This window comes from Pseudomonas saponiphila (assembly GCF_900105185.1).
Classification (GTDB): Bacteria; Pseudomonadota; Gammaproteobacteria; order Pseudomonadales; family Pseudomonadaceae; genus Aquipseudomonas; species Aquipseudomonas saponiphila.
In genome coordinates, this window is record NZ_FNTJ01000002.1 from 872,021 (window position 1) to 895,614 (window position 23,594).

General features: G+C 63.4%; 16 protein-coding genes. 10 read left to right on the forward strand and 6 right to left on the reverse strand.

Annotated features, from left to right (window positions below; all coding sequences use genetic code 11):
* Positions 1-163 precede the first annotated feature (163 nt).
* Positions 164-1,648 carry a sodium/proline symporter PutP gene (putP, locus tag BLV47_RS25890; RefSeq protein WP_047301260.1) on the forward strand — a complete coding sequence of 495 codons (1,485 nt, stop codon included), beginning with the start codon at positions 164-166 and terminating at the stop codon, positions 1,646-1,648.
* 129 nt (positions 1,649-1,777) lie between these two features.
* Here putP and BLV47_RS25895 read toward each other — a convergent pair whose 3' ends face one another.
* Positions 1,778-2,272: a DUF2165 family protein gene (locus BLV47_RS25895; RefSeq protein ID WP_060837205.1), complete on the reverse strand. Its 495-nt coding sequence runs from the start codon at positions 2,270-2,272 to the stop codon at positions 1,778-1,780.
* 119 nt (positions 2,273-2,391) lie between these two features.
* Positions 2,392-3,663, reverse strand: a complete 1,272-nt coding sequence (locus BLV47_RS25900; RefSeq protein WP_092318979.1) for an O-acetylhomoserine aminocarboxypropyltransferase/cysteine synthase family protein — start codon at positions 3,661-3,663, stop codon at positions 2,392-2,394.
* Between the two features lie 224 nt (positions 3,664-3,887).
* On the opposite strand from BLV47_RS25900, the gene BLV47_RS25905 reads away from it, so the two are divergent.
* Positions 3,888-4,724, forward strand: a complete 837-nt coding sequence (locus BLV47_RS25905) for a 23S rRNA (adenine(2030)-N(6))-methyltransferase RlmJ (protein WP_092318981.1) — start codon at positions 3,888-3,890, stop codon at positions 4,722-4,724.
* 61 nt (positions 4,725-4,785) lie between these two features.
* Here BLV47_RS25905 and msrA read toward each other — a convergent pair whose 3' ends face one another.
* The 4 genes from msrA to aceE all read right to left on the reverse strand — a co-directional run bounded on the left by msrA (position 4,786) and on the right by aceE (position 13,093).
* Entirely contained in the window at positions 4,786-5,433 is a 648-nt protein-coding gene (gene msrA / locus BLV47_RS25910) for a peptide-methionine (S)-S-oxide reductase MsrA (RefSeq protein ID WP_092318983.1), read from the reverse strand.
* 74 nt (positions 5,434-5,507) lie between these two features.
* The gene (locus BLV47_RS25915) at positions 5,508-8,201 is read right to left on the reverse strand and encodes a sensor domain-containing phosphodiesterase (RefSeq protein WP_092318985.1); all 2,694 of its coding nucleotides are present in this window, start codon (positions 8,199-8,201) and stop codon (positions 5,508-5,510) included.
* A gap of 312 nt (positions 8,202-8,513) precedes the next feature.
* Positions 8,514-10,436, reverse strand: a complete 1,923-nt coding sequence (gene aceF, locus BLV47_RS25920) for a dihydrolipoyllysine-residue acetyltransferase (RefSeq protein ID WP_092318987.1) — start codon at positions 10,434-10,436, stop codon at positions 8,514-8,516.
* Positions 10,437-10,447: 11 nt separating this feature from the next.
* Positions 10,448-13,093 carry a pyruvate dehydrogenase (acetyl-transferring), homodimeric type gene (gene aceE / locus BLV47_RS25925; RefSeq protein ID WP_092318989.1) on the reverse strand — a complete coding sequence of 882 codons (2,646 nt, stop codon included), beginning with the start codon at positions 13,091-13,093 and terminating at the stop codon, positions 10,448-10,450.
* Between the two features lie 383 nt (positions 13,094-13,476).
* Between aceE and glnE the strand changes: the two genes are divergently transcribed.
* From glnE to BLV47_RS25965, 8 genes are all read left to right on the forward strand, one after another.
* Positions 13,477-16,416, forward strand: coding sequence for a bifunctional [glutamate--ammonia ligase]-adenylyl-L-tyrosine phosphorylase/[glutamate--ammonia-ligase] adenylyltransferase (gene glnE, locus BLV47_RS25930; RefSeq protein WP_092318991.1), 2,940 nt, complete (start codon positions 13,477-13,479; stop codon positions 16,414-16,416).
* A 133-nt stretch (positions 16,417-16,549) separates the two neighbouring features.
* On the forward strand, positions 16,550-17,584 hold the full coding sequence (gene waaF, locus BLV47_RS25935; protein WP_092318993.1) for a lipopolysaccharide heptosyltransferase II: 1,035 nt from the start codon (positions 16,550-16,552) through the stop codon (positions 17,582-17,584).
* A gap of 1 nt (position 17,585) precedes the next feature.
* Positions 17,586-18,647, forward strand: a complete 1,062-nt coding sequence (gene waaC / locus BLV47_RS25940; protein ID WP_092318995.1) for a lipopolysaccharide heptosyltransferase I — start codon at positions 17,586-17,588, stop codon at positions 18,645-18,647.
* Positions 18,647-19,771 (forward strand): glycosyltransferase family 4 protein, encoded by a 1,125-nt coding sequence (locus BLV47_RS25945; RefSeq protein ID WP_092318997.1) that lies wholly within the window; start codon positions 18,647-18,649, stop codon positions 19,769-19,771. Before waaC ends, BLV47_RS25945 begins: the two co-directional genes overlap by 1 nt.
* Positions 19,768-20,574, forward strand: a complete 807-nt coding sequence (gene rfaP / locus BLV47_RS25950) for a lipopolysaccharide core heptose(I) kinase RfaP (RefSeq protein WP_092318999.1) — start codon at positions 19,768-19,770, stop codon at positions 20,572-20,574. Before BLV47_RS25945 ends, rfaP begins: the two co-directional genes overlap by 4 nt.
* Positions 20,574-21,308, forward strand: coding sequence for a lipopolysaccharide kinase InaA family protein (locus tag BLV47_RS25955; protein ID WP_092319001.1), 735 nt, complete (start codon positions 20,574-20,576; stop codon positions 21,306-21,308). The genes rfaP and BLV47_RS25955 overlap by 1 nt, the downstream gene beginning before the upstream one ends.
* On the forward strand, positions 21,305-22,057 hold the full coding sequence (locus BLV47_RS25960) for a lipopolysaccharide kinase InaA family protein (RefSeq protein WP_092319003.1): 753 nt from the start codon (positions 21,305-21,307) through the stop codon (positions 22,055-22,057). The genes BLV47_RS25955 and BLV47_RS25960 overlap by 4 nt, the downstream gene beginning before the upstream one ends.
* Entirely contained in the window at positions 22,057-23,511 is a 1,455-nt protein-coding gene (locus BLV47_RS25965; protein WP_092319005.1) for a lipopolysaccharide kinase InaA family protein, read from the forward strand. The genes BLV47_RS25960 and BLV47_RS25965 overlap by 1 nt, the downstream gene beginning before the upstream one ends.
* Positions 23,512-23,594: the final 83 nt, after the last annotated feature.

The window sequence follows — 23,594 nt, forward strand, 5'->3', positions numbered from 1 at the left end:
GTGCAACCGCCCCCCTTTTCGGGGTGGTTCATCGGCTGATGGCTTTCCTGGGGAAACATCAGTCATAAATGCGCGGCTCGCCTGACCGTCTGCCAAATACCATCGTTTGGCGGCGGCGGGCAGTGACCGCCGCACCATAAAAACAAAGCCAGGGCGTAACTCAATGAGTGCAAGCAATCCCACCCTGATCACCTTCGTGATCTACATCGCAGCAATGGTGCTGATCGGTTTCATGGCCTATCGCTCCACCAACAACCTTTCCGACTACATTCTGGGCGGCCGTAGCCTGGGCAGCGTGGTGACCGCGCTTTCCGCCGGTGCTTCCGACATGAGTGGCTGGTTGCTGATGGGCCTGCCGGGCGCCATCTACATGTCTGGTCTGTCGGAAAGCTGGATCGCCATCGGCCTGATCGTCGGCGCCTACCTGAACTGGCTGTTCGTGGCCGGTCGCCTGCGGGTACAGACCGAGCACAACGGCGATGCCCTGACCCTGCCGGACTACTTCTCCAGCCGTTTCGAAGACAAGAGCGGCCTGCTGCGGATCATCTCGGCGGTGGTGATCCTGGTGTTCTTCACCATCTATTGCGCCTCCGGCATCGTTGCCGGCGCCCGTCTGTTCGAAAGCACCTTCGGCATGCCTTACGAGACAGCCCTGTGGGCCGGCGCGGCCGCGACCATTGCTTACACCTTTGTCGGTGGTTTCCTGGCGGTGAGCTGGACAGATACCGTACAAGCCACCCTGATGATCTTCGCCCTGCTGCTGACCCCGATCATCGTGCTGCTGGCCACCGGTGGCGTCGATACCACCTTCCTGGCTATCGAGGCTCAAGATCCGACCAACTTCGACATGCTCAAGAACACCACCTTCATCGGCGTGATCTCGCTGATGGGCTGGGGCCTGGGCTACTTCGGCCAGCCGCACATCCTGGCGCGCTTCATGGCGGCGGACTCGGTGAAGTCGATCGCCAACGCGCGTCGCATCTCCATGACCTGGATGATCCTGTGCCTGGGCGGCACCGTGGCCGTGGGCTTCTTCGGCATCGCCTACTTCTCGGCGCATCCGGACGTGGCCGGCCCTGTGAGCGAAAACCCTGAGCGGGTGTTCATCGAACTGGCCAAGCTGCTGTTCAACCCGTGGATTGCCGGTGTACTGCTGTCGGCCATCCTGGCGGCGGTGATGAGTACCCTGAGCTGCCAGCTGCTGGTGTGCTCCAGCGCCCTGACCGAAGACTTCTACAAGGCATTCCTGCGTAAGCACGCCTCGCAGCTGGAACTGGTATGGGTCGGTCGTGCCATGGTGCTGGTGGTGGCATTGATCGCCATCGCCATGGCGGCCAACCCGGAAAACCGCGTACTGGGCCTGGTGAGCTACGCCTGGGCCGGTTTCGGCGCCGCCTTCGGTCCTGTGGTGTTGATCTCGGTGATGTGGAAAGGCATGACCCGCAACGGCGCGCTGGCCGGCATCATCGTCGGTGCCGTCACCGTGATCCTGTGGAAGCACTTCGCTCTGCTGGGCCTGTACGAAATCATCCCGGGCTTCATCTTCGCCAGCCTGGCGATCCTGCTGGTGAGCAAGATGGGCACGCCGACCGCTGGCATGGTTCAGCGTTTCGAAGCGGCCGAGAAGGACTTCAAGCTCAACCACTGAGTGCGAATGCCTGGCCCTGACTTCCCAGGGCGCTGAACAACGGCCCGCTGCGTTACCGCAGCGGGCCGCTTTTTTTGCGCTTCGGCTAGCCGCTGGCGTGGCCTCGCCGTGGCTCTGCGGTGCAGAGGGTCAGTGCAGCTCGGCGTCGGGCTGGTTGAGGAAGATCAGCACCCCCAGGATCGCCATGTAGAACTTGAAGGCGGCGTCCTGGCCGTTCCAGACCTTGGACTGCCACATCATGAACCACTCGCCGCCCACCACCATGAAGCCGAAGAACCAGACACAGAAGCCCAGGCAGAAACCGGCAATCGCCCAGCCCTTGGAGCGGTTGAAGTAGCTGGCGACGCCGTGCCGTGCCAGCCACAGGCGCAGCGCGCCGACCACCAGCAGCACCCCGGTCAGGGCTTCGCCGCCGATGATCAGCCAGTAACCGAGATTCCACAGCAGCGGCAGGGTCACGGCGCGGTCGGTGGCGGTGTTGTCGGGGAACACGCTGTCCATGCTCAGCACATGCTGGACAAAGGCGAAGTTGGAGCCGTAGTCGCTGATGTTGTTGTAGGCCACCAGCAGCGCGAAGGCCGCGACAGCCAGGGTCATGGTGATCTTTACGTAACGCACAATCATGGTTGAGTCCTTTGCGGGTAAGGGAGGGTCCTGGGGGCTGTTGGGGGGAGGGCGCGTCGGTGCCGACGCGAATGAGTTCGGGGCAAGGGCCCGCCAGCCTCAGGCGGCGGGCCCAGGGCTCAGGCCTGGCGCAGCGCCTGATCGAGGTCTTCGAGCAGGTCTTCGATGGCTTCGATGCCCACCGAGAGACGGATCATCTCCGGCTTGACCCCGGCCTTGGCCTGCTCTTCTTCGTTCATCTGCCTGTGGGTGGTGGAGGCCGGGTGGCAGGCCAGGGACTTGGCGTCGCCGATGTTCACCAGGCGCTTGAAGATCTGCAGGGCGTCATAGAATCGCACGCCCGCGGCGTAGCCGCCCTTGAGGCCGAAGGAGAGGATCGCCGACGGCTTGCCCTGCATGTACTTGCGCGCCAGTTCATGGTGCGGGTGATCGGGCAGGCCGGCGTAGCTGACCCAGGCCACCAGCGGGTGGTCCTTGAGAAACTGCGCGACCTTGATGGCGTTATCGGTATGGCGCTCCATGCGCAGGGCCAGGGTTTCCAGGCCTTGCAGCAGCAGGAAGGCGTTCATCGGCGCCAGCGCCGCGCCGGTGTTGCGCAACGGCACGGTGCGGGCCCGGGCGATAAAGGCCGCCGGGCCGAATTTCTCGGTGTAGACCACGCCGTGGTAGGCCGGCTCCGGGGTATTGAGGCTGGCGAACTTCTGCGGATGCTCGGCCCAGGGGAAGTTGCCGCTGTCGACGATCACCCCGCCCAGGGAGTTGCCGTGGCCGCCGACGTACTTGGTCACCGAATGCACCACGATGTCGGCGCCGAACTGGATCGGCTTGCACAGGATCGGCGTGGCCACGGTGTTGTCCACCATCAGCGGCACGTTGCGGGCGTGGGCGGCCTGGGCCAGGCCCTCGATGTCGACGATATTGCCCGCCGGGTTGCCGATGCTTTCGCAGTACACCAGTTTGGTCTTGTCGTCGATCAGCTCGGCGATGGCGGCAGGGGAATCGTCCCGGGCGAAGCGCACTTCGACGCCGAAGCTCGGCAGCAGGTGGGCGAACAGGGTGTAGGTGCCGCCGTACAGCTGTGGCGTCGAGACGACGTTGTCGCCGGCCTGGGTCAGGGTCTGGATCGCGTAGTGGATCGCGGCGCTGCCAGCGGCCACCGCCAGCCCGGCGATCCCGCCTTCCAGGGCGGCGATGCGCTGTTCCAGCACATCGTTGGTGGGGTTCATGATGCGGGTGTAGATGTTGCCGGGCACATCCAGGTTGAACAGGTCGGCACCGTGCTGGGCGTTGTCGAACTCGAAGGCGACGTTCTGATAGATGGGCACGGCCACGGCCTTGGTGGTCGGGTCCGACTTGAATCCATGGTGCAGCGCAATCGTTGCGTCTTTCATAAATCCTCGACTCAGCATTCATCCATTATTGAGTGCAGCAGTCAGTGGTCCCGTGTGTCTGAGTCGCCAGCAACCGCTTGCTGTATCCGCCGCTCGGTGGCGGGCGGGTCAGTGTCCAATAGGTGCGGCGCTTGGGCAAGATGGCAGTACCGGGGCAATGCGATGGTCTGTCCTGACGAGCCTTGCGGCACAAGGTAAACTTGCGCTCCTGCGCAGGAGCAACCATGAACTATCGTCACGCCTTCCACGCCGGCAATCACGCCGACGTCTTCAAACACCTGACCCTGACCCGCCTCATCGCCCTGATGTCGCGCAAGGAGCAGCCGTTCGCCTACCTCGACAGCCACGCCGGCATCGGTCTGTATGACCTCAAGGGCGACCAGGCGAGCCGGACCGGCGAGTACCTGGAAGGCATCGCCCGCTTGTGGGGCGAGCAGGATCTGCCGGCGCTGACCGCCGATTACATGCGGGTGCTGCACAAGATGAACCCCGATGGCGAGCTGCGTTACTACCCAGGCTCGCCGGAGCTGGCGCGGCGCCTGACCCGCTCCCAGGATCGGGTGCTGCTCAACGAGAAACACCCGGAAGACGGCCTGCTGCTCAAGGACAACATGAAGGGTGATCGCCGGGTGGCGGTGCACCTCGGTGAGGGCTGGCATGTGGCCCGGGCCTTGCTGCCGGTGGCGGAGAAGCGCGCGGTGATGCTGATCGACCCGCCCTTCGAGCAACTGGACGAAATGCAGCGCTGCGCCGCATCGCTCAAGGAGGCCATTGGCCGCATGCGCCAGACCGTGGCGGCCATCTGGTACCCGGTCAAGGACCAGCGCGCCCTGCGGCGCTTCTACCAGGACCTGGCCGGCACCGGCGCGCCGAAACTGCTGCGGGTGGAATTGCTGGTGCATCCGCTGGATACCCCCAACAGCCTCAACGGCTCTGGCCTGGCGATCGCCAACCCGCCGTGGGGCCTGGAGGAGGAGTTGCGCGAGCTGCTGCCCTGGCTGTCGAAGAAGCTCGGTCAGACCCAGGGCGGCTGGCAGATGGACTGGTTGATCGCGGAGTAAGTGTTCGCTGGCAAGCCAGCTCCTACGAGAGGTTGTAGGAGCCGGCTTGCCGGCGAAAAACTCAGATTGGGCAGGTCACGCCGGTGCCGCCGATGCCGCAGTAGCCTTCCGGGTTCTTCGCCAGGTACTGCTGGTGATAGGCCTCGGCGAAGTAGACGGTGGGCGCTTCTGCGATTTCAGTGGTGATGGTGCCAAGGCCGGCCTTGGTCAGTTCCGCCTGGAACACGTCCTTGCTGTGCAGTGCCTGCTCCAGCTGGGTCGGGGTGGTGGTGTAGATCACCGAGCGGTACTGGGTGCCGACGTCGTTGCCCTGGCGCATGCCCTGGGTCGGGTTGTGCAGTTCCCAGAACATGGCCAGCAGTTCCTGGTAGCTGACCTTCTCCGGTTCATACACCACCAGCACCACTTCGGTATGCCCGGTCAGGCCCGAGCAGACTTCTTCGTAGGTCGGGTTCGGGGTGAAGCCGCCGGCATACCCCACGGACGTGCTGAACACGCCTTCGCGCTGCCAGAAGCGCCGCTCCGCGCCCCAGAAACAGCCCAGGCCGAAGATGGCGAATTCCACGTTGCCTGGAAAAGGCCCCAGTAGCGGGTTGCCGTTGACGTAGTGTTCGGCGGGCACGGCCATAGGGGTTTCACGGCCGGGCAGGGCTTGTTCTTTGGTTGGAAGCACGTTTTTGTTCACCAGAATTTCCGAGCGCAAGACCATGGGGCAGTCCTCCAGTCAGGTTGGGGAGTCAGTAGGAAGATAGACACGCAGTTTGCCCGAGTGTTACAGCGCTGTCAGGCAATTGGGCCGCGCGGATAGCGCTTGAGCTTGGCAATCAGCTCGGTGCCCGGAATCGGTCGGTCAAACAGGTAGCCCTGGCCGACGTCGCAGCGATGGCGACGCAGGAACGCCAGTTGCTCGGCGGTTTCGATGCCTTCGGCGACCACCTTGATCTTCAGGTTGTGGGCCATGGCGATCACCGCCGAGGTGATTTCCATGTCGTCCTGGTTGTCCGGGATCTCATGGATGAAGCTGCGATCGATCTTGATGATGTCGATGGGGAATTTCTTCAGGTAGCTCAGGGACGAATAGCCGGTGCCGAAGTCGTCCATGGCCAAGGTCAGGCCGAGCTTTTTCAGTTGTTCGAGCTGCTGGTGGGTGTCCTCGGTGGCTTCCAGCAACAGTCCCTCTGTCAACTCAAGCTCCAGCAGTGACGACGGCAGTTGTTCTTCCCTGAGGATGCTGGCGATGGAGGCCACCAGATCCGGGTCGGAGAACTGCTTGGGCGACAGGTTGATGGCCACGTGCAGGTTGCCCAGGCCGGCGGCGGTCAGCTGTTTGCTCATGCGGCAGGCCTGACGGGCGATCCACTTGCCGATGGGGATGATCAGGCCGGTTTCTTCCGCCACGCTGATGAACTGGTCGGGACGGATCATGCCCTTTTCCGGGTGATTCCAGCGCAACAGCGCTTCCATGCCCAGCAGGCGGCCGCTGCGCAGGCACAGCTTGGGCTGGTAGAACACGTCCAGCTCGTTCTGGGTCAGGGCGCGACGCAGGTTGTTCTCGACGAACAGTTTGTAGCTGGCTTCGGCGTTGAGCGCCTCGGTGAACACCTGCACCTGGTGCTTGCCGTTGGCCTTGGCCTTGTGCAGGGCCAGGCCGGCGTTGCGCATCAGGGTCTGGGGATCGCGGCCGTGCAGCGGCGCACTGGCCAGCCCCACCGAGCCAGTGACGCTGATCAGCTGGTTGTCGACGAACATCGGCTTGTCCAGGGTCATCAGCAGTTGGCTGGCGATCTGTTGGCCGGATTCCAGGTCGGTGTTGTCCAGCAGCACGGCGAACTCGTTGCTGGCAAAACGCGCCAGGCTGCCGCTGGGGTTCAGGCTGTTGCGCAGGCGCCGGGCCAGGCTGATCAGCAGTTTGTCGCCGGTCTGGTGGCCGAGGCTGTCGTTGATCCGCTTGAAGTTGTCGATGTCCACCAGCAGCAGGCTGATCGGGGTATCGCTGTCTCGGGCGAAACGCTCATCCAGGTTGCGGATGAACGCGGGGCGGTTGCCAAGGTTGGTCAGGTTGTCGGTGTAGGCCAGGCGCTCGATGCGCTGCTGGGCGAGCTTGGTCTGGGTGATGTCTTCGTAGATGCCGATGTAGTGGGTCAGCTCACGATTGTCGCCGTAGACCTTGGAGATCGACAGCTGGCCCCAGTAGGGCTCGAGGTTCTTGCGTCGGCTCTTGAACTCGCCTTGCCAGCTGTTGCTCTTGGCCAGGCTGGAGGGGGCATCGAACAGCAGTTCGCTGAGGTTTTCCAGGGCCGGAAGTTCGGACAGGCGATGGCCGTGGACCTCTTCGGTGCTGTACTGGGTGATGGCGGTGAAGCTCGGGTTGACGTACTCCACCACGCCGTCGCAGTTGACCAGCAGGAAGGCGTTGGCGCTCTGTTCCACGGCGCGCTGGAACAGGTGCAGGGCGCTGGTGGCAGCGCGTCGGTTGTGATTGTTGATGACCTGGGCGAACTGGTCCGCCAGTTCGCCGGCGAAGGCGATCTCGTCGGATTGCCAGGCGCGGGTCATGCCGGTCTGTTCCAGGCAGAGGACGCCGACCACCTGGCCGTCGATGCGGATACTGGCGTCGAGCATGGCGTTGACGTCCCGCGGACGCAGGCTCTCGGCCATCTCCCGGGTGCGCGGGTCGCGCATGGCATTCTGCGCATCGATGGCGCGAGAGCTGTGCAGGGCTTCCAGATAATCGGGAAAGCTGCTGGCGTCGATGGACTCCGGCATGCGGTATTCCTGCGGACCGCGATGGTAGGCGGCAATCGGCACCAGTTGCCGGTCTTCCAGGTTCCAGATGCTGGCACAGTCGATCTGGTAGATATCGCAGGCGCAGCGGGTGATCAGTTCGGCGGCTTCCTTCAGGGAGTTGCCGCTGCTGTAGCGCTGGCGGGTCAGCAGTAGAATCAGGTCCTGCTGGGCGCGCACCCGTTCCAGGTGCTGTAGCTGTTCCTGCTGGGCCCGTTGGTTGAGTTCCAGGGCGATCTGCAGGCGGGTGTTCTGGGTTTCCAGGTCCTGGGTCGGCATGGGCGCGGAGCCGCTGAACAGGCCGTCGACGACCAGCAGGTAGCCGCGCAGCAGGTGCCGGTTGTGCTGTTTGTAGGCTTCCCCCAGCTCCAGGATGCTCAAGGGGCCCTGGCCGGTGTGCAGGGTGTAGCGGATCAGGTAATGGGGGCTGCTGCTCAGCTGTTCCTGGATGGTGTCGTGCAACTGATAGCGCGCTTCGGGCTCCATCAGGCTGGCGTAGGGCGAACCCACCAGGGCGCAGAGTTCGACGGCAGGCAGGCCGAACTGGCGTTCGCAATTGGGATCGAGAAATAGCAGCGCCCAGCTTGCTTCATTCAGCCGTTCGAAACGCAACATGCCGAGCCGCGAGGGCACAGGCAACTGCGTCACTACCTCGGCCGCCATACGGCTGGCGGCATCGGGTTGGCTTTTCATGGGGAAACTCGCTTCGAAATTGCTGATCGCGCCGGGCTCGCGCCCTCTTTACTGCTGCCTGCGGCAAGGTTGCATCATGGCGCATCGACTGACAAGTAAGATGAAGGCTAAGTGCTATAAACCTGTATCGGCAGGCTGAAGGATTTCTGCAAAGTTACTTTTCTGGGGCTTTGCCTCATGAAATGACGGGCGATTGGCGACGTTTTTCCGGCAAAAAAAGCCCCGCCAAGTTGACGGGGTTGAGGTACGAGCGTGGCGCTCGGAAAGCGTGCGTTGCCGGCCCACCCATGTCGGGGGGGGCCGGTTCGCGGGTTACAGCAGAATGGTGCGGATGTCCGCCAGCAGGTCGCTCAGACGCTTGGTGAAGCGTGCGGCGGCCGCGCCGTTGATCACTCGGTGATCGTAGGACAGGGACAGCGGCAGCATCAGCTTCGGCTGGAAGGCCTTACCGTCCCAGACCGGCTGGATGGTGGCCTTGGAAACGCCGAGGATCGCCACTTCCGGCGCGTTGACGATCGGCGTGAAGCCGGTGCCGCCAATGTGCCCGAGGCTGGAGATGGTGAAGCAGGCGCCTTGCATCTCGTCCGCGGAGAGCTTCTTGGTCCGGGCTTTTTCGGCCAGGGAAGCAGCCTCGGCGGCCAGTTGCAGCAGGCTCTTCTGGTCGACGTTCTTGATCACCGGCACCAGCAGGCCATCCGGGGTGTCCACGGCAAAGCCGATGTTCACGTACTTCTTGCGGATGATCGCCTTGCCACTTGGTGCCAGGGAGCTGTTGAAGTCAGGCAGTTCCTTGAGCAGGTGCGCGCAGGACTTGAGCAGCAACGGCAGGATGGTCAGCTTGACGCCGGCCTTCTCGGCCACGGCCTTCTGGGCAACGCGGAAGGCTTCCAGCTCGGTGATATCCGCCGAGTCGAACTGCGTCACGTGCGGCACGTTCAGCCAGCTGCGGTGCAGGTTGGCGGCACCGGCTTGCATCAGGCGGGTCATCGGCACTTCTTCGATTTCACCGAAGCGGCTGAAGTCCACGACCGGGATCGGCGGAATGCCCGCGCCACCGGTTGCGCCGGCAGCCGGTGCTTCCTTGGCCTTCTGCATCATGGCCTTGACGTAGACCTGGACGTCTTCCTTGAGGATGCGACCGTGTGGGCCGCTTGGGCTCACGGCGTTCAGCTCGACACCGAATTCACGGGCCAGTTGGCGTACAGCCGGGCCGGCGTGAACTTTCGCGCCTGGCTTGGCTGGCGCGGCAACCGCAGCTGCAGGCGCAGGCGCAGCGGCGGCAGGAGCAGCTTCAGCTTTCGCCGGGGCAGGGGCGGCGGCAGGTGCCGGAGCGGCTGCCGGAGCGGCGCCCTTGACCTTGAGCTTGAGGATCAGGTCGCCGGTGCCGACTTCGTCGTCCAGCTTGATCGATACGCTTTCCACGATGCCGGCGGCTGGCGATGGGATTTCCATGCTGGCTTTGTCGGATTCGAGGGTGATCAGTGATTGGTCGGCAACCACGCTGTCGCCGGCCTTGACCAGCACTTCGATGATCTTGGCCTTGCCGGCCGAGCCGATATCCGGAACGTGGATGTCCTGCACGCTGTCGGCCACCGGGGCGGCGGGTGCAGCGGCTGGCGCAGGTGCGGCGGCCGGAGCTGCGGCCTGGGACGGGGCGGCAGCGGCAGGCGCCGAGGCACCGGCCACTTTCAGGGCCAGGATCAGGTCGCCCGTGCCGACTTCGTCGTTGAGCTTGACGCTGATGCTCTCGACCACGCCGGCAGCCGGCGATGGGATTTCCATGCTGGCCTTGTCGGATTCCAGAGTGATCAGCGATTGATCAGCCTCGACGGTGTCGCCGACCTTGACCTGGATCTCGATGATCTGGGCCTTGCCCGACGAACCGATGTCCGGCACGTGAACCTGTTGCACCGAGGCAGCGGCAGGCGCGGCAGCCGGTGCTGGCGCTGCTTGTGCGGGTGCTGGTGCAGCGGCGGCAGGTGCAGGGGCCGCTGCGGCGGCACCCTCGACTTCCAGTTCCAGCAGTTCGTCGCCTTCTTTCAGGCGGTCGCCCAGCTTCACTTTCAGGCTTTTGACCACGCCGGACTTGGGTGCAGGGATTTCCATGCTGGCCTTGTCCGACTCCAGGGTCAGGATGCTCTGGTCGGCTTCGATGCGATCGCCGACCTTGACCATCAGTTCGATTACTTCACCTTCACCGCTGCCGATGTCAGGTACGCGAATGAGTTCGCTCACAGAAAGTCTCCTCAGCAGTCCAGTGGGTTGCGTTTTTCCGGGTTGATACCGAACTTGGTGATGGCTTCAGCCACGACCTTGGGTTCGATGTCACCACGGTCAGCCAAGGCTTCCAGGGCTGCCAACACCACGAAATGACGGTCTACTTCGAAGAAGTGACGCAGTTTCTTGCGGCTGTCGCTGCGGCCGAAACCGTCGGTGCCCAGGACTTTGAATTCCTTGGAAGGGACCCACTGGCGGATCTGTTCGGCGAACAGCTTCATGTAGTCGGTAGAGGCAATGACCGGACCCTTACGGCCGTTCAGGCACTCTTCGACGTAGCTCAGCTTAGGCTTCTGGCCAGGGTGCAGACGGTTGCTGCGCTCTACGGCCAGGCCATCGCGACGCAGTTCGTTGAAGCTGGTCACGCTCCACACGTCGGCAGCGACGTTGAACTCGTCACGCAGGATCTTCGCGGCTTCGCGGACTTCGCGCAGGATGGTGCCGGAGCCCATCAGTTGCACGTGGTGCGCGGCTTCGCGGGTGTCTTCTTCCAGCAGGTACATGCCCTTGATGATGCCTTCCTCGACACCGGCCGGCATGGCTGGCTGCTGGTAGGACTCGTTCATCACGGTGATGTAGTAGAAGACGTCCTGTTGCTCTTCGGTCATCTTCTTCATGCCGTCCTGGATGATCACCGCCAGCTCGTAGCCGTAGGTCGGATCATAGGTGCGGCAGTTCGGGATGGTCCCGGCCAGCATGTGGCTGTGACCGTCTTCGTGCTGCAGGCCTTCACCGTTGAGGGTGGTACGGCCGGCGGTGCCGCCGATCAGGAAGCCGCGGGTACGGCTGTCGCCGGCAGCCCAGGCCAGGTCGCCAATGCGCTGGAAGCCGAACATCGAGTAGAAGATGTAGAACGGCAGCATCGGCTGGTTGTGGCTGGAGTACGAAGTACCGGCGGCGATGAAGGAGCTCATGGCGCCCGCTTCGTTGATGCCTTCTTCGAGGATCTGGCCCTTCTTGTCTTCGCGGTAGAACATCACCTGGTCTTTATCGACTGGCTCGTAGAGCTGGCCGACGGAGGAGTAGATGCCCAACTGACGGAACATGCCTTCCATGCCGAAGGTACGGGCTTCGTCCGGGATGATCGGCACGATGCGCTGGCCAATTTCCTTGTCCTTGACCAGCTGCGCGAGGATCCGCACGAAGGCCATGGTGGTGGAGATTTCGCGATCGCCGGAACCGTCGAGGATGGCCTTGAGGGTATCCAGTGGCGGCGTCGGGATGCTGAAGCTCTTGGCGCGACGCTGAGGCACGAAACCGCCCAGCGCAGCACGACGCTCGCTCAGGTAGCGGGCTTCGGCGCTGCCTTCTTCAGGCTTGAAGAACGGCAGGTTTTCGATGTCGTCGTCTTTCACCGGAATGTCGAAGCGGTCGCGGAACAGCCGCAGGCTTTCAACGTCGACTTTCTTGGTGTTGTGCGCGGTGTTCTTCGCTTCGCCGGCGCCGGTGCCATAACCCTTGATGGTCTTGGCCAGGATGACGGTCGGCTGCTCTTTGTGGTTGACCGCCTCGTGGTAGGCCGCATAGACCTTGTACGGGTCGTGGCCGCCACGGTTGAGTTTCCAGATCTCGTCGTCGGACAGATCGGCAACCATCGCCTTGAGTTCAGGGGTGTTGAAGAAGTGCTCACGGACGAACGCGCCGTCCTTGGCCTTGTAGTTCTGGTACTCGCCGTCGATGACTTCGTCCATGCGGCGTTGCAGGATGCCGTCGACGTCCTTGGCCAGCAGTGGGTCCCAGAAACGGCCCCAGACCACCTTGTTGACGTTCCACTGGGCACCACGGAACACGCCTTCGAGTTCCTGGATGATCTTGCCGTTGCCGCGAACCGGGCCGTCGAGGCGCTGCAGGTTGCAGTTGATGACGAAGATCAGGTTGTCCAGCTTCTCGCGGCCGGCCAGGGAGATCGCGCCCAGGGATTCCGGCTCGTCGCACTCGCCGTCGCCCATGAAGCACCAGACTTTCTGCTTGCCGGCCGGGATGAAGCCGCGGGCTTCCAGGTACTTCATGAAGCGCGCCTGGTAGATCGCCTGGATCGGACCCAGACCCATGGAAACGGTGGGGAACTGCCAGAAATCAGGCATCAGCCAAGGGTGTGGATAGGACGACAGGCCGTTGCCATCCACTTCCTGGCGGAAGTTGTTCATTTGCTCTTCGGTGATGCGGCCTTCCATGAACGCACGGGCGTAGACGCCTGGCGATGCGTGACCCTGGAAGTAGATCAGGTCGCCGCCGTGTTCGTCGGTCGGGGCCTGGAAGAAGTAGTTGAAGCCGATGTCATACAGGGTGGCGCTGGAGGCGAAGCTGGAGATGTGACCGCCCAGGTCAGAATCTTTCAGGTTCGTACGCATGACCATGGCCAACGCGTTCCAACGTACCAGCGAGCGAATGCGGCGTTCCATGAACAGGTCGCCAGGCATGCGTGCTTCGTGGGTGACGGGAATCGTGTTGCGGTACGGCGTGGTGATGGCGTAGGGCAGTTGCGAGCCGCTGCGGGTCGCGAGTTCGCCCATACGGGTCATCAGATAGTGAGCACGGTCTTCGCCTTCTTTGTCGAGAACCGATTCCAGGGCGTCCAGCCATTCCTGGGTTTCGACGGGATCGAGGTCTTGCATGGCTTGCTCCAGGGCGGAAAGGCTTCCAGAATCGGTTGCCTGAGTTTGCGACTGGCCTTGTGGGCAGACGATTATAAATTCTTGGATTGCCGGAGGTTGATCCGGCGGCGTGTAGTTTTACTACAAATCGTCGGCCATTTCAGCCTTTCGAATGTATATACGAGTAGTAAAACTACAGAAGAGCGGCTTATGGCCTCCTGCTGCGTTGTGAGAATAATCGTTACTGTTGGTCGGTGACTAACGGGAATAGGTAAAAAATTAATGCCGGCTGCCAAAAAAAACCTATTTTCAGCTATTTCTAACTTTTGTTCGACAGTCCATCAGGCTGCTTGCCCTCGATATCCCTCTCCGCCTGCCGTTTCCACGCCGATCAAGGATAGCCCATGAGTCTGCCCGAGCTTGCCCCCGTTCCCGCGATTCTTCTGCCATTGGTCAGCCGTGCAGAGCAGTCGTTCCGCGCTGCGGTGGCGGCCCTGGAAGACAGCCCCGGAGTCGCGGATTGGACTGCCGAGCGCTGGGCCGAGTTTGCCCGGGTCGGTGCCGCCAGCGACTTCGTCATTGAACAGAGTCTGCGTGACCCTTTGATGTTGCTGGAACTGGTGCGCAGCGGCGAACTCGATCGAGGTTTCGCGCCCGGAGAACTGTGCGCGCAGATTGCCGCAGCCGTGCACACCGCCGAGAACGACGATCAACTAGGGCGTGTGCTGCGGCGCCAGCGTACCCGGCAGCAGGTGCGGATCATTTGGCGCGATCTGACCCGCCGGGCGGATCTGGTGCAGACCTGCCGCGACCTTTCCGACCTGGCCGACGCCTGCATCGACCAGGCTTATCAATGGTTGTACCTGCGTCATACCCAGCAATTTGGCGTGCCCACCGGCGGGCGCAGCGGCGAGCCGCAGCAGATGGTCATTCTTGGCATGGGCAAGCTGGGGGCGGTGGAACTCAACCTGTCGTCGGACATCGACCTGATCTTCGCCTACCCCGAAGGCGGCGAGACGGTGGGGGTCAAGCGTGCCCTGGATAACCAGGAGTTCTTCATTCGCCTGGGCCAGCGCCTGATCAAGGCCCTGGACCCGATGACCGTCGACGGTTTCGTGTTCCGCGTCGACATGCGCCTGCGGCCCTACGGTTCCGCCGGGGCCCTGGTGCTGAGCTTCAATGCCCTGGAGCAGTACTACCAGGATCAGGGGCGTGACTGGGAGCGCTACGCCATGATCAAGGCCCGGGTGGTCGCGGGGGATCAGGTGGCCGGGGCGCAATTGCTGGAGATGCTGCGGCCCTTCGTCTATCGCCGTTACCTGGACTTCTCCGCCATCGAGGCGCTGCGCACCATGAAGCAGCTGATCCAGCAGGAGGTGCGGCGCAAGGGCATGGCCGACAACATCAAGCTGGGTTCGGGAGGCATTCGTGAAGTCGAGTTCATTGCCCAGGCCTTCCAGCTGATTCACGGCGGTCGCGACCTGAGCTTGCAGCAGCGTCCTTTATTAAAGGTGCTGGGCACGCTGGAGGGGCAGGGCTATTTGCCGGCGGCGGTGATCAGCGAGCTGCGCGAGGGCTACGAGTTCCTGCGTTACACCGAGCACGCGATCCAGGCCATTGCCGATCGCCAGACGCAGATGCTTCCGGACAATCCCCAGGACCAGGCGCGAATCGCCTTCATGCTCGGCTTTGCCGACTGGAGCGCCTTCCATGAACAGTTGATGTACTGGCGCGGGCGTGTGGAATGGCACTTCCGCCAGGTGATTGCCGATCCCGATGAAGATGACGGCGCGGAAAACGAAGTGGTGGTGGGCGGCGAGTGGCTGCCGCTGTGGGAGGAGGCACAGGACGAAGAGGCCGCCTGCCGACAGTTGCAGGAGGGCGGCTTTGTCGATGCGCCCAAGGCCCTGCGAGCCCTGGCCAGTTTGCGTGGCAGCCCGCAGCTGCGGGCAATGCAGCGTCTGGGGCGCGAGCGCCTGGATGCCTTTATTCCACGCTTGCTGGCCCAGGCCGTGGAGCACGCCAATCCGGATCTGGTGCTGGAGCGGGTGCTGCCATTGGTCGAGGCGGTAGCCCGGCGTTCGGCCTATCTGGTGCTGCTCACCGAAAACCCGGGCGCTCTGCGTCGCCTGCTGACCTTGTGTGCGGCGAGCCCCTGGATTGCCGAGCAGATCACCCGCTTTCCGCTGCTGCTGGATGAATTGCTCAATGAAGGGCGCCTGTTCAAGCCGCCCCTGGCGCCGGAACTGGCGGCCGAGCTGCGCGAGCGCCTGACGCGGATTCCCGAGGACGACCTGGAACAGCAGATGGAGGCTCTGCGCCACTTCAAGCTGGCCCACCGACTGCGGGTGGCCGCCTCGGAGATCGCCGGCAGCCTGCCTTTAATGAAGGTCAGCGATTACCTGACCTGGCTCGCCGAGGCGATTCTGGAGCAGGTGCTGGCCCTGGCCTGGCGCCAGACCGTGGCCAAGTACGGTGCGCCACAGCGCAGCGATGGCACCTTGTGTGACCCGGGTTTCATCATCGTCGGCTACGGTAAGGTCGGCGGCATTGAGCTGGGCCATGGCTCCGACCTGGACCTGGTGTTCATCCATGATGGCGACCCCCAGGCGGAAACCGACGGACCCAAACCCATCGATGGCGCACAGTTCTTCACCCGGCTGGGACAGCGCATCATCCATCTGCTGACCACCCAGACCAACTCCGGCCAGCTGTACGAAGTGGATATGCGCCTGCGGCCGTCCGGCGCGTCGGGGCTGCTGGTCAGCTCCCTGGGAGCCTTTGCCCGCTATCAGGAAAACGAAGCCTGGACCTGGGAACATCAGGCGCTGGTCCGGGCCCGGGTGCTGGTGGGCAGCCAGGATGTGGGGCAGGCCTTTGAACAGGTCCGGGCCGTGGTGCTGGGCAAAAAGCGCGACCTGCCGACCTTGCGCCAGGAAGTCAGCGAGATGCGGGCCAAGATGCGCGACAACCTGGGCAGTCGCCTGACCGCCGCCGGAACGGCGGCCAACGCCTTCGAAGCCACGGCGCCGTTCGACCTCAAGCAGGACGCCGGAGGTATCGTCGATATCGAATTTATGGTGCAATACGCGGCCCTGGCGTGGTCCGAAGAGCACCCGTCATTGCTGCGCTACACCGATAACATCCGCATTCTGGAAGGTCTGGAGCAGGTCGGCCTGATGCCGGCGAGCGATGCCAGTCTGCTGCGCGAGGTCTACAAGGCCTATCGTTCCGCGGCTCACCGACAGGCATTGCAGAATGAGGCCGGAATCATTGCTGGTGATCAATTCGTGACCGAACGACGGGAAGTGTTACGGATTTGGCGCGAGCTGGGGCTAAGCTAAGCGGCCTGACAGGGTCACTCCTATTTCGGCGAGCCTTGTGGGCTCGCCCAAACTGAACCGGCGGTGAAGGCCACGGTGCTGGATTCTCGAGGCGGGGAGGCGTATGCCTCCCCGGCTCGTTTATGGAAACCACATGAATATTCTGATCGTTGGGCCCAGTTGGGTCGGTGACATGGTGATGGCGCAGACACTCTTCGAGTGCCTGAAACAGCGTCATCCACAATGCGAGATCGACGTGCTGGCCCCCGAGTGGAGCCGGCCGATCCTGGAGCGCATGCCCCAGGTGCGTCGGGCCTTGAGCTTTCCCCTGGGCCACGGCGCCCTGGAACTGGCTACCCGCCGGCGGATCGGCAAGTCCCTGGCCGGCCAGTACGACCAGGCGATCCTGCTGCCCAATTCGCTGAAGTCGGCCCTGGTGCCGTTCTTTGCCGGTATCCCCAAGCGCACCGGCTGGCGCGGCGAGTTCCGCTACGGCCTGCTCAACGATGTGCGCAAGCTCGACAAAGAACGCCACCCGCTGATGATCGAGCGCTTCATGGCCCTGGCCCATGAGCCGGGCGCCGAACTGCCCCGGCCTTATCCGCGTCCGAGCCTGCAGATCGATCCGCAAAGCCGCGAGGCGGCCCTGGCCAAGTTCGGCCTGGTGCTCGATCGCCCGGTGCTGGCGCTGTGCCCGGGGGCGGAGTTCGGCGAGGCCAAGCGCTGGCCATCCGAGCATTACGCCCAGGTGGCTGAGGCGAAGATCCGCGAGGGCTGGCAGGTCTGGCTGTTCGGTTCGAAGAACGATCATGCCGTGGGTGAAGAGATTCGCGGGCGACTGATTCCCGGGCTGCGCGAAGAGTCGACCAATCTCAGCGGCGAAACCTCCCTGGCCGAGGCCATCGACCTGTTGTCCTGTGCCGACTCGGTGGTGTCCAACGACTCCGGGTTGATGCACGTCGCGGCGGCGCTGAATCGTCCGCTGGTGGCGGTGTATGGTTCCACCTCGCCGGGCTTCACTCCGCCCCTGGCGGATCAGGTCGAAGTGGTGCGCCTGGGCATCGAGTGCAGCCCGTGTTTCGACCGCACTTGTCGCTTCGGCCATTACAACTGCCTGCGCCAGTTGTTGCCGCAGCCGGTGAATGAAGCCTTGCAGCGCTTGCAGGGCTCCCCGGTCGAGGTTCAATAAGTTGCGGGTACTGTTGATCAAGACCTCGTCCCTGGGGGATGTGATTCACGCATTGCCGGCGCTGACCGATGCCGCGCGAGCCATCCCCGGGATCAAGTTCGACTGGGTGGTGGAAGAAGGCTTTGCCGAGATTCCCACCTGGCATCCGGCGGTCGGCAAGGTGATTCCGGTGGCGATCCGTCGCTGGCGCAAGAACATCTGGCAGACCATCAAGAGCGGCGAGTGGCGCCGCTTCAAGCAGAGCGTGCGCTCGACCAAGTACGACCTGGTGATCGATGCCCAGGGTCTGCTGAAAAGCGCCTGGTTGACTCGCTACGTGCGCGCCCCGGTGGCCGGGCTGGACAAGAACTCGGCCCGTGAGCCCCTGGCGTCGCGTTTCTATTCGCGGCGCCTGGCCGTGGCTCGTGGGCAGCACGCGGTGGAGCGGGTGCGACAGCTGTTCGCCGTGGCCTTGGGCTACGACCTGCCGCAGGGCCTGGGCGACTACGGTCTGAATGTCGAAAAGCTGGTGGAGCTGCCGCGCAAGAATCCCTTCGTGCTGTTCCTGCACGGCACCACCTGGGACACCAAGCACTGGCCCGAAGCCTATTGGCGCGAGTTGACCGAGCGCATGGGCATGCTTGGCGTCGAGGTCAAGCTGCCCTGGGGCAACGCCGCCGAGAAAGCCCGGGCCGAGCGCATCGCCAACGGCCTGAAAAATGCCACGGTGCTGCCCAAGCTGAACCTGGCCGGAGTCGCCAAGGTGCTGGCCGATGCCCAGGCCTGTGTGGCCGTGGACACCGGGTTGGGCCACCTTGCCGCGGCCCTGGATGTGCCGACCATCTCGTTGTTCGGCCCGACCAATCCGGGCCTGACCGGCGCTTACGGCAAGGTCCAGATCCACCTGGGCAGTAACTTTCCCTGCGCGCCGTGCCTGCAGAAAAAATGCACCTACCAGCCCTCCGCTGTGGACCAGCAGCGCTATGACATCAAGCGCGAGTGGCCACTGTGCTTCACTCGCCTGAACCCCGAGCGTGTCGCCAGCCGACTGAGCGCCTTGTTACTGGCTGAGGAGCCGCTCTGATGCAATTGGCTTTTGTCCTTTATAAGTATTTTCCCTTTGGCGGCCTGCAGCGCGACTTCATGCGCATTGCCCTGGAGTGCCAGCGGCGCGGGCACCAGATTCGCGTCTACACCCTGATCTGGGAGGGCGATGTGCCTCCCGGCTTCGAAGTGCTGGTGGTGCCGGTCAAGGCCTTGTTCAACCATCGTCGCAACGAAAAGCTCAGTGCCTGGATGGCCGCCGACCTGGCCAAGCGTCCGGTGGATCGACTGATCGGTTTCAACAAGATGCCGGGGTTGGATGTGTACTACGCCGCCGACGGCTGTTTCGAGGACAAGGCGCAGAACCTGCGCCATTCCCTGTACCGTCGCTGGGGTCGCTATCGGCATTTCGCCGAGTACGAGCGGGCGGTATTTGCCCGGGATGCCAAGACCGAGATCCTGATGATCTCCGAGGTCCAGCAGCCGCTGTTCATCAAGCACTACGACACCCCGCTGGAGCGCTTCCACCTGCTGCCGCCGGGCATTGCCCAGGACCGTCGGGCCCCGCCCAATGCCGCCGAGATCCGCACCGAGTTCCGTCGCGAGTTCGCCTTGCGGGATGACGAGTTGCTGCTGGTGCAGATCGGCTCCGGGTTCAAGACCAAAGGTGTGGACCGCAGTCTCAAGGCGCTGGCGGCATTGCCGTCGGCGCTGAAAAAACGCACCCGGCTGTTTGTAATCGGCCAGGACGACCCCAAGGTATTCCAGGTGCAAAGTGCGGCGCTGGGTTTGAGCGATCAGGTGCAGTTCATGAAGGGGCGCAGCGATATCCCGCGGTTCCTGCTGGGCGCCGATGTGCTGATTCATCCGGCCTACAACGAAAACACCGGCACCGTACTGCTTGAGGCCCTGGTGGCTGGCCTGCCGGTGCTGGTGAGCGCGGTCTGCGGCTACGCCCATTACATCGCCGAGGCCGAAAGCGGCCTGGTGCTGGATGAGCCGTTCGAGCAGAGCCAGCTCAATCAATACCTCAATACCCTGTTGACCGACGACGCAGCACGCGCGACCTGGAGCCGTAATGGCCTGGCGTTCGCCGAGACGGCCGACCTTTACAGCATGCCGCAGCATGCTGCGGATGTGATTCTGGCGGAGCAACACCGATGAAGTTGATGCTTGCCGAACCCTTCAAGAGCCTGTGGGCCGGACGCGATGCGTTCGATGCTGTCGAGGGCCTGGAGGGCCAGGTCTACCGTGAGCTGGAAGCGCGCCGTACCTTGCGTACGGAGGTCGCTGGCCGCGGTTATTTTGTGAAGATCCATCGTGGTATCGGTTGGGGCGAAATCGTCAAGAACCTGGTCACCGCCAAGTTGCCGGTGCTGGGCGCCGGTCAGGAGTGGCGGGCCCTGGAGCGTCTGCATCAGGTTGGCGTGCCAACCATGACCGCGGTGGCCTACGGCGAGCGCGGCAGCAATCCGGCGGAGCAGCACTCGTTCATCGTCACCGAAGAGCTGGCGCCGACCGTCAGCCTGGAAGATTTCAGCATCGACTGGGTCAAGCAGCCTCCGGCGCCGGCCCTCAAGCGGGCGCTGATCGCCGAGGTGGCGCGCATGACCGGCATGATGCACCGCGCCGGGGTCAACCATCGCGACTGCTACATCTGTCATTTCCTGCTGCACACTGATCGGCCCATCACCCCAGAAACCCTCAAGCTTTCGGTGATCGATCTGCATCGGGCCCAGACCCGGCCGAAGATCACCTTGCGCTGGCGCAACAAGGACCTGGCGGCCCTGTATTTCTCGGCCCTGGACATCGGTCTGACGCGCCGCGACAAGCTGCGCTTCCTCAAGGGTTATTTCCAGCAGCCGCTGCGGCAGATTCTGGCCGAGGAAGCGGCGCTGCTGTCCTGGCTCGAAGGCAAGGCGGAAAAACTCTACGCCCGCAAGCAACGTTACGGAGACGCACTCTGATGGCGAGTTGGAATCTGGACCCCGCCTATCAGGAGTTGACGCAGGATTTCGGCAGTCTGGAAGCGGTATTCGCCCTGCAGGGCGAGCATCTGACCCGTGATCCGCTGTCCGAAGTGATTCGCGTCGAACGGGGTGGCATTCATTATTACGTCAAGCGCTACACCGGCGCCGGCAAGAACCTGCGGCGCTACCTGGGCAAGCCCCGGGTCAAGTTCGAGTGGCAGAACCTCAAGCGCTTCGCCAAGTGGGGCATTCCCACGGCGGATGTGGTGGCCTGGGGTCTGGAGCGGCGCTGCCTGGCCTATTCCCGAGGCGCGATGATCACCCGCGAGTTGCCGCGTACCGAGGATCTTTCGGTGCTGGCCGAGCGCAATGATCCACGGCTCAAGGACCGGCGTTGGGTCGATGGCGTCAGCCAGCAGCTGGCAACTCATACCCGGGTCATGCACGACCATCGCTTTACCCACAACGATTTGAAATGGCGCAACTTGCTGGTCGACGATCAGGGTCGCCTGTACCTGATCGACTGTCCGAACGGCGATTTCTGGCGTGGATTCTGGCTCAAGTACCGGATCACCAAGGATCTGGCCTGCCTGGACAAGGTGGCCAAATATCATCTGTCGGCCACTCAGCGCCTGCGTTTCTATCTGCAGTACCGCGAGCGCAACCGGCTGAGTGCCTCCGACAAGGAGCGCATTCGCCACGTGGTGAGATTTTTTGAGGGGCGTGAATGACTGATTTCCTGGCGCCCGAGGAGCGTGCGCTGTTGGAGCGTAACGGCCTCGGCACTTTTGACCAGTTGTGGGCCGTGCAATTGGCTGCGGTGGATGAGCCCAATACCAGCCGCGGCGGCAGCAGCAGTGTCTTTCGCCTGGATGTGGAAGGGCAGGGGTTCTATCTCAAGCGTCAGACCAACTACCTGACCCGTACCCTGCACCGGCCTTTCGGCGAGCCGAGTTTCGCTCGGGAGTTTCGCAATATCCGGCGCTATCAGCTGCTGGGCATTCCGGCCCTGCAGGCGGTGTTCTTTGGCATGCGCAAGGTGGCGGGTGAGTCCCGGGCGATTCTCCTGACCCGGGCCCTGGATGGCTGGGACGACCTGGATGGGCTGCTGCTGCGTTGGGCTGAGCTCGGCGAACTGCAGCGTCAGGCGGTGCTCAAGGCTTGCGGGCAACTGGCCCGGCAGCTGCACAGCCTGCGTCAGGTGCATGGCTGTTTCTATCCCAAGCATATTTTTCTGCGCAGCCACGGCGACGGCTATGAGGCGCAGTTGATCGACCTGGAGAAAACCCGGCCTCTATTGTTCGGGCAGCGTGATCGGGTCAAGGATCTTGAGCCTTTGCTGCGCCGGGCCTCGGTGTGGAGCGTCGACGACGTGCGTGCGCTGCTGGCGGCGTACCTGGATCAGTCTCCAGACAGTTCCCTGGTACAGGCCTGGCTAGCCCGTCTCAGTGCTCGCAGCAGTCATAAGGAATCTCGCTGATGCGTTTGTCCGAGCTGAAGAACAGCGGGCGCAGCCCGGTCCTGCCCCTGAGCCTGGAGCTGGCGGATGCCGCCGGCCCGGCGCAACTGCAGTTGCTGAGCTTGCTGCGGGTGCTACCGGGGCAGCGCTATGTGGGCGCCGGGGTCTGGCGAGGCCGCCCGGTGCTGGCCAAGTTGCTGGTGGGCCCCAAGGCCGCGCGGCATTTTCAGCGAGAGTTGAACGGCGTGCGCCTGTTGGCGCAACAGGGCCTGACCACGCCTCTGCTGCTGGCCGACGGCTTGCAGGAAGGCGAGGGCGGCTGGCTGCTCTTTGAGTTTCTGCAAGACTCGCAGAGCCTGGGCGAGGCCTGGCAGCGGGTAGAGAACCTGCCGGTGCTGGCCGATGAGCAGACGGCTGTACTGGCCGAGGCGCTCGGGGCGATTGCCCAGTTGCACGCCAAGGGCCTGTGGCAAGAGGACCTGCATCTGGACAATCTGCTGCGCCATGGCGGCCAGTTGTATTTGATCGATGGCGCAGGAATTTGCGTCGAAGAGGCCGGCAAGCCTCTGTCCCGGTCCAGGGTGCTGGAGAACCTCGGGGTGTTCTTCGCCCAGTTGCCCAAGAGCCTGGAGCCCTTCACCGAAGAGTTGCTGGTGCACTACCTGCTCGGCAATGCCGAGCATGCCTTGCCCCTGGAAGCCCTGGAAAAACAGGTGAACAGGGTGCGTGGCTGGCGGCTGCGGGATTTTCTCAACAAGGTCGGCCGCGACTGCAGTCTGTTCAGCGTGCAGCGCGGGCCGTTTGCCCTGCGGGCGATCCGTCGCGAAGAAGAGGCGACGATGCTGCCGGTGCTGGAGCAGGCCGATGCCTTGCTGGACCAGGGGCATCTGTACAAGACCGGCGGAGCGGCCAGCGTCGGCCGGGTCGCGGTGGCGGGTCGGACCCTGGTGGTCAAGCGCTACAACATCAAGGGCTTGGCTCATTGGCTCAAGCGTTTCTGGCGCCCGAGCCGGGCCTGGCACTCCTGGCGCGAAGGCAATCGCCTGGCGTTTCTCGGTATCGCCACGCCCAAGCCCCTGGCACTGCTGGAACAGCGCTTTTTCTGGTTGCGCCGGCGCGCCTACCTGGTCACCGAATACCTGCCGGGGCCGGACATCATCGAGCGTTTTGCGCCGTTCGTGGACAGCGGCGAAGCGCCGGAGTCGGAGTTGCTGGCATTGGATCGGCTGTTTGCCGAGCTGATCAGGGAACGCATCAGCCATGGCGACTTCAAGGGCCACAATCTGTTCTGGCACGAGGACCGTTGGGCGTTGATCGATCTTGACTCCATGTGCCAGCACGCCAGCCTGAGCAGCTTCGCCCCGGCTTATGCCCGGGATCGCGCGCGCTTCATGCGCAACTGGCCCGAAAGCAGCCATTTGTATCAAGTGATTGATCAGCGCTTGCCCAAGACCGCCCATTCCACCCAGGCCTGACCTGCGACCCATGGCCGCTGTTGCCGGCAGCGGCTGCGGGCCCTGCTGGCCGTGGCGCCCAGGCTTGCCGCTTGCCGCTAGAG

Bases quoted from the DNA above. Each gene is read 5' to 3' on its own strand.
- putP (WP_047301260.1), top strand. From the start codon at position 164: ATGAGTGCAAGCAATCCCACCCTGATCACCTTCGTGATCTACATCGCA.
- BLV47_RS25895 (WP_060837205.1), bottom strand. From the start codon at position 2,272: ATGATTGTGCGTTACGTAAAGATCACCATGACCCTGGCTGTCGCGGCC.
- BLV47_RS25900 (WP_092318979.1), bottom strand. From the start codon at position 3,663: ATGAAAGACGCAACGATTGCGCTGCACCATGGATTCAAGTCGGACCCG.
- BLV47_RS25905 (WP_092318981.1), top strand. From the start codon at position 3,888: ATGAACTATCGTCACGCCTTCCACGCCGGCAATCACGCCGACGTCTTC.
- msrA (WP_092318983.1), bottom strand. From the start codon at position 5,433: ATGGTCTTGCGCTCGGAAATTCTGGTGAACAAAAACGTGCTTCCAACC.
- BLV47_RS25915 (WP_092318985.1), bottom strand. From the start codon at position 8,201: ATGAAAAGCCAACCCGATGCCGCCAGCCGTATGGCGGCCGAGGTAGTG.
- aceE (WP_092318989.1), bottom strand. From the start codon at position 13,093: ATGCAAGACCTCGATCCCGTCGAAACCCAGGAATGGCTGGACGCCCTG.
- glnE (WP_092318991.1), top strand. From the start codon at position 13,477: ATGAGTCTGCCCGAGCTTGCCCCCGTTCCCGCGATTCTTCTGCCATTG.
- waaF (WP_092318993.1), top strand. From the start codon at position 16,550: ATGAATATTCTGATCGTTGGGCCCAGTTGGGTCGGTGACATGGTGATG.
- BLV47_RS25945 (WP_092318997.1), top strand. From the start codon at position 18,647: ATGCAATTGGCTTTTGTCCTTTATAAGTATTTTCCCTTTGGCGGCCTG.
- rfaP (WP_092318999.1), top strand. From the start codon at position 19,768: ATGAAGTTGATGCTTGCCGAACCCTTCAAGAGCCTGTGGGCCGGACGC.
- BLV47_RS25955 (WP_092319001.1), top strand. From the start codon at position 20,574: ATGGCGAGTTGGAATCTGGACCCCGCCTATCAGGAGTTGACGCAGGAT.
- BLV47_RS25960 (WP_092319003.1), top strand. From the start codon at position 21,305: ATGACTGATTTCCTGGCGCCCGAGGAGCGTGCGCTGTTGGAGCGTAAC.
- BLV47_RS25965 (WP_092319005.1), top strand. From the start codon at position 22,057: ATGCGTTTGTCCGAGCTGAAGAACAGCGGGCGCAGCCCGGTCCTGCCC.